5 protein-coding genes are annotated in these 5,786 nt (G+C 49.5%); all 5 read right to left on the reverse strand.

Annotated features, from left to right (window positions below; genetic code table 11):
- Positions 1-271: 271 nt before the first annotated feature.
- Positions 272-400 carry a hypothetical protein gene (locus QVO97_RS02235; protein WP_288188688.1) on the reverse strand — a complete coding sequence of 43 codons (129 nt, stop codon included), beginning with the start codon at positions 398-400 and terminating at the stop codon, positions 272-274.
- 94 nt (positions 401-494) lie between these two features.
- Positions 495-1,262 carry a 16S rRNA (guanine(527)-N(7))-methyltransferase RsmG gene (rsmG, locus tag QVO97_RS02240; protein WP_022358787.1) on the reverse strand — a complete coding sequence of 256 codons (768 nt, stop codon included), beginning with the start codon at positions 1,260-1,262 and terminating at the stop codon, positions 495-497.
- A gap of 283 nt (positions 1,263-1,545) precedes the next feature.
- Positions 1,546-3,453, reverse strand: coding sequence for a tRNA uridine-5-carboxymethylaminomethyl(34) synthesis enzyme MnmG (gene mnmG / locus QVO97_RS02245; protein ID WP_022358788.1), 1,908 nt, complete (start codon positions 3,451-3,453; stop codon positions 1,546-1,548).
- Positions 3,454-3,686: 233 nt separating this feature from the next.
- Positions 3,687-5,066 carry a tRNA uridine-5-carboxymethylaminomethyl(34) synthesis GTPase MnmE gene (gene mnmE / locus QVO97_RS02250; RefSeq protein WP_022358789.1) on the reverse strand — a complete coding sequence of 460 codons (1,380 nt, stop codon included), beginning with the start codon at positions 5,064-5,066 and terminating at the stop codon, positions 3,687-3,689.
- Between the two features lie 188 nt (positions 5,067-5,254).
- Positions 5,255-5,786, reverse strand: a 532-nt coding sequence (gene jag / locus QVO97_RS02255) for an RNA-binding cell elongation regulator Jag/EloR (RefSeq protein ID WP_288188691.1), incomplete at its 5' end; no start/stop codon positions are given.

Raw genomic sequence — 5,786 nt, forward strand, 5'->3', positions numbered from 1 at the left:
CTCTCTTTCCCACATCTCCATAAAAAATGCTTTTTCATACTCATACCATGATGCAGATACCATTTTTCCAGTATCTTTCATACTCACAGCGTCATCCTTCCGTGCGCCTTTGTTTGTTGCTTCTTGATAGGAACGGTCCTAATGTTTCATCCAGGTCCCGCCGCACTATCTATATACGAACCAAACCCCCGGAATGCTCCTCTTTATTCTACATTATTCCCACTCGATCTCCTCGGCTTTCGCACAAAAAACTATATTCTGTAACGAAAACTCAAATTTTATAAATTTTCCCTATTATTTCCAGCTCTGCCATCGCCTCTACCTGCTTCTCCAGATTTCCTCTGTCATATACCTGATACGGCTTCTGGAACACAATCTTCCAGGACAAATATTCAGTCATACATTTTTGTTTAAACCCCGCCTATATGAAAAAGAAAGACTGCATACTCTACGTGTTCTATATACAGTCTTTCTCTATCCACCTTTTGATTGCTTTATTTCAACGGCTCCCGCGACGGCGTTCCCGCTTTTCTCGGATACTTCTTTCCCGTCCTCTCTGTCTTATGAATCCGGACCAGGTTACGCTCATCCTCATTGGCAAGGTGGAAGGAAATCACATCCTCCAGCTCGCCGCCCAGCTTGCGGATCGCACCTTTTCCCGTCTTCATCTCTTCCTCCAGTTTGCCTGATTTGTACGGTACAAACCAGCCTCCCACCTTGACAAATGGCAGGCAGTATTCCGACAGCGTGGACAGATTTGCCACCGCGCGTGAAACGCAGAAATCAAATGTTTCACGTGAAACATTATCATGTGCCGCATCCTCCGCCCGTCCGTGAACCGCCTGAATTTTTTCCAGTTCCAATGCCTGAATTACCTCGTTCAGAAAGTTGATCCGCTTATTTAAAGAATCGAGAAGCGTGACCTTTAAATTTGGAAATGCAATCTTTAACGGGATACCCGGAAATCCAGCTCCCGTTCCAACATCGATCAACGTATACTCTTTCTCTGCCAGATCCGGCACCGCTTTCACAAGTGCCAGACTATCCGAAAAATGTTTGGTCACAACTTCCTTCTGTTCCGTGATCGCTGTCAGATTCACCATCGTATTCCAATGAATCAACAGTTCATAGTAATCGTAGAACTGCTTGATCTGGTGTTCATTTAACGCGACGCCCATCTCCTGCGCTTCTTTCTGAAGCTGCTCGGTAAAGTCTACCGGAGGCAGAACCACACCGCTTTCTACTTTATTTTCTTCTGCCATAAATATATCCTTTATGATATGTTCTATTTTTTCTCAGGTTCTTATCTATCTTACATTTTGAGTTGCTGCAATGCGTTTACCTGTTTCCATGCAGTCTCTGACTCGTTACTGTTCACGCATACGTGCTCATTACTGTTCACGCATACGTGCCCAGTAACGGAATTTGCCGTGGCTTCGCATTTAAATACGGCAAATTCCTCCTGCCACCAGGTTTTCTTACGGCACTTTCGGTTCCAAAAGTGCCTGCCCGTGTACAGTAACTCTGAATCCGCTCGTTTCTATTTTACAGTTCTTTCTTCTCTTCCCCATGTCCCGCATGGCGGCTCTGCTCTAAGTGTACCAGCAGCACCGAAATATCCGCCGGTGACACGCCCGCGATTCGGGATGCCTGACCGATATTTGCCGGTTTATAGAGATTTAATTTCTGTACTGCCTCACGGCGCAGGCTTCCGACCGTGGAATAGTCGAAGTTTTCATCCAGCTTCCGGCTCTCCATCTTCTTGAACTGTGCAACCTGCTGCAGCTGGCGGCGGATATAGCCGTCATACTTGATGTTGATGTTGATCTGCTCGATCACATCTTCCGGAAGTTCCGGACGGTTCGGATCCAGCTCTGCCAGTGCTTCATAGCTTAACTCCGGACGGCGTACCAGCTCTGCCAGCGTTGCCGCGGTCTTGAGCGGGGTGCTTCCGTGGCGCTCTAAAAATTCCTGCACTTCTTTTCCAGCGCCAATGTTGATCTTCTCCAGACGCTTTGCCTCTTCCTCGATCATTTTTTCTTTCCAGAGGACACGCTCATACATCGCATCACTGACCAGTCCAATCTCATGCCCGATCGGGGAAAGACGCAGATCCGCGTTGTCCTGACGCAAAAGCAGGCGGTATTCCGCACGCGACGTCATCATCCGGTACGGTTCATGGTTTTCTTTGGTAACCAGATCGTCGATCAAGACACCGATATACGCCTGGGAACGGTCGAGGATGATCGGTTCTTTTCCCAGCACTTCGCGCGCCGCATTGACACCCGCCATAAAGCCCTGTACCGCCGCTTCCTCATAACCGGAGCTTCCGTTAAACTGACCGCCGCTGAACAATCCCCGGATCGCCTTAAATTCCAGCGATGCCTTTAACTGGCGTGCATTGATACAATCGTACTCAATTGCATATGCATTTCGAACAATTTTTACATTTTCGAGTCCCGGCACGGTACGGTACATCGCGTACTGCACATCCTCCGGCAGGGAACTGGACATACCGCCCAGATACATTTCATTCGTATAAATTCCCTCCGGCTCGACAAAAACCTGATGACGGTTCTTATCTGGAAATTTTACCACCTTATCCTCGATCGATGGACAGTAACGCGGACCTGTTCCCTCGATCGCGCCCGAAAAGAGGGGCGATCGATCCAGGTTGTTGCGGATGATCTCATGTGTTTTCTCATTGGTATAGGTCAGCCAGCAGGACACCTGCTCCTTCTGCACCGACTCCGGATCGGTGGAAAAAGAAAATGGCACAATCCTCTCATCGCCGAACTGCTCTTCCATCTTAGAAAAATCGATGCTGCGCTTATCGACACGCGCCGGTGTGCCCGTCTTGAAACGGAACATCTCGATTCCCAGCTTTTTCAGGGAGTCTGTCAGATGGTTTGCCGCCTGCAGACCATTCGGTCCGGTCGGATTGCTCACATCGCCATAGATACATCTCGCTTTCAGGTACGTTCCCGTTGCCAGCACCACCGCCTTGCAGTAATACGTCGCGCCGGAGTACGTTTTCAGTCCTTTGATCTGACCTTCTTCCACGATCAGCTCTGCCACCTCTCCTTGACGGATCGTCAGGTGATCGGTATTTTCCATGGTACGGCGCATCTGGCGGGTGTATTCCTGCTTGTCCGCCTGCGCGCGGAGCGAATGCACCGCCGGTCCCTTGGACTGGTTGAGCATCTTGGACTGTATAAAGGTTTTATCTATATTTTTTCCCATCTCGCCGCCGAGCGCATCCAGCTCGCGCACCAAGTGGCCCTTCGAGCTTCCGCCGACATTCGGGTTGCACGGCATCAGGGCGATGCTGTCCACGCTGACGGTAAACACGATCGTCTCGAGTCCCAGTCTCGCGCTTGCCAGCGCCGCCTCACAGCCGGCGTGTCCCGCCCCGACGACCGCTACATCATAATTTTCTGTTAAACAGGGCATGTTTCCTCTTTCCTCTCTATCTCTGCATTCTATTCAAGTCGAACGTCCGTGAGACTTGGCGCGTGATTCTGGTCAGCGAAGCTGACATATTCTTTACAGAATCACTGCGCATGAGCCGCAGCCGATTTTACTGCAGCTGTACATTTCAATTCGATTAAACGCCTTATATTCTTTCTTGTTTTCAGATCCACCCTATCATACCACAAGGAAAGAAACCTTGCAAAAAAATTGATCTATTTCCCCATACAAAAATGGCTGAAAATCTCATTCACCAGATCCTCTTCCAGTGATTCCCCAAGGATCGTTCCAAGATGTTCATAGGCATCCATCAGATCAATCGAGAAAAAATCCTCCGGCATCGCATTGTCGATGCTTGTCTCGACCAGACGCAGGCTTTTCAGCGCCTGCTCCATCGCCGTCTTGTGACGGACGTTTGTCAGCATGACCTGATCGTTGAAATTCAGGTTTCCCTGCAAGAACATCGTCTGAATTTTTTCCTCCAATCGATCAATTCCCTGCTGTTCCTTCGCCGATACCGGGATCACTTCCTGCCCGCACGCTTCGCGAAGCGCTTCTTCTGTGAGAACCGGTTCCAGATCTGTCTTATTTAAGAGGACGATCACCTTCCGTCCCCGGATCAAATCGAGGATCTGACGGTCATTTTCATCCAGCTCCCTTGATCCATCGACCACATACAAGATCAAATCTGCCTCATCCGCAATCTTTCTCGCCCGTTCCACGCCAATCTTTTCAACGATATCCTCCGTTTCCCGGATGCCCGCCGTATCGATCAAATTTAAGCTAAGCCCGCGCAGACGGATATTTTCCTCCAGCGTATCGCGTGTCGTACCGGCGATCTCTGTCACAATCGCGCGATCCTCTCCCAGCAGTACATTCATCAGGGACGATTTTCCTGCATTCGGCTTACCTAAGATCACGGTTTTGATCCCCTCCGTCATGATACGCCCGTTGTCAAACGTCCCGATCGACGCCTCCAGCTCCATCTCAATCGGCTGCAGCGTCTCCCGAAGGCGCTCCGGGTATCCGTCCAGAGAAATATGCTCCGGATCATCAAGTGCAGACTCAATAAAGGCAATCTCATAGATTAGTTTTTCGCGGAGTTCCCGTACTTTCCGCGACATTGAACCGCTCAACTGGCTGACCGAAGACTGCAGCGCATACTCATTTTTCGACTGGATCACATCGATCACGGCTTCCGCCTGCGAAAGATCAATTCTGCCATTTAAAAACGCCCGCTTCGTAAATTCGCCTGGTTCCGCCAGCCGCGCCCCACATTTTACCGCCAGCTCCAGAATCCGCTTCATCACCAGCACGCCTCCGTGACAGTCAATCTCTACCGTGTCCTCCGCCGTATAACTGTGCGGACCGCGCATCAAAAGAAGCAGCACTTCATCGATCCGTTCCTCTCCATCCCGAATATATCCATAATGAATCGTATACGTTTTCTGCTCTGAAAGCCTCTTCCCCGCCACCGCCGGTTCAAACATCCTCTCCGCCACCGCAACAGCGTCCGAACCGCTAATCCGGATAATCCCAATCCCCGAACTTGAAAGCGCCGTCGCGATCGCGGCGATTGTATCTGTATATACCATATATATAAATCCTTCCTTGCTTTTTATCTTCTTATTCTATACCATATGGAAGCATTTTCCCATCTTTATTTACAAATCTAGTCTAATATTTATTTCTTTTTTTCATGTTTTCACGATAAACCTCTCGCGCTCGATCCCCCACAAAAAAGAAGGTCTAGATACCTCCAGACCTTCTTTGTCACACTTATTTACTTCTCATATCTCCCATACCCGTCACTTCTCTCGCGTCTGCCCTCACGCTTCAGCGAAATAATCACATGCCGGAACGGATCCTCGCCCTCGCTGCGGGTGGTGACATACTTGTCATTCTGCAGCGCTGCATGAATGATCCGTCTCTCATACGGGTTCATCGGCTCCAAAGATACGGAACGTTTCGTTCTCTTTACCTTGTAAGCAATGTTCTTTGCCAGTGTCTCAAGCGTCTCCTTCCGTCTCTCGCGGTAATTCTCGGTATCGAGCTTCACGCGGACGTAATTCTCGCTCTTCTTGTTGACAACCAGGCTGACCAGATACTGGAGAGAATCCAGGGTCTGACCTCTCTTACCGATCAAAATACCCATATCCTCACCGGAGAGGTCAATGTTCATCTCGCACTCTTCCTCATTGAAAGCCGCTGCGATCTTCACATCTAAGTTCATCGCATCAAATACCTGGCTTAAAAAGTCGATCGCACGATCCTCGAGCGTCTCTTTTTTCTTAGCACGGATGATCGCCGGTTTC

It is taken from the genome of Clostridium sp. CAG:43 (assembly GCF_000434655.1).
GTDB classification, from domain to species: Bacteria; Bacillota; Clostridia; order Lachnospirales; family Lachnospiraceae; genus Otoolea; species Otoolea fessa.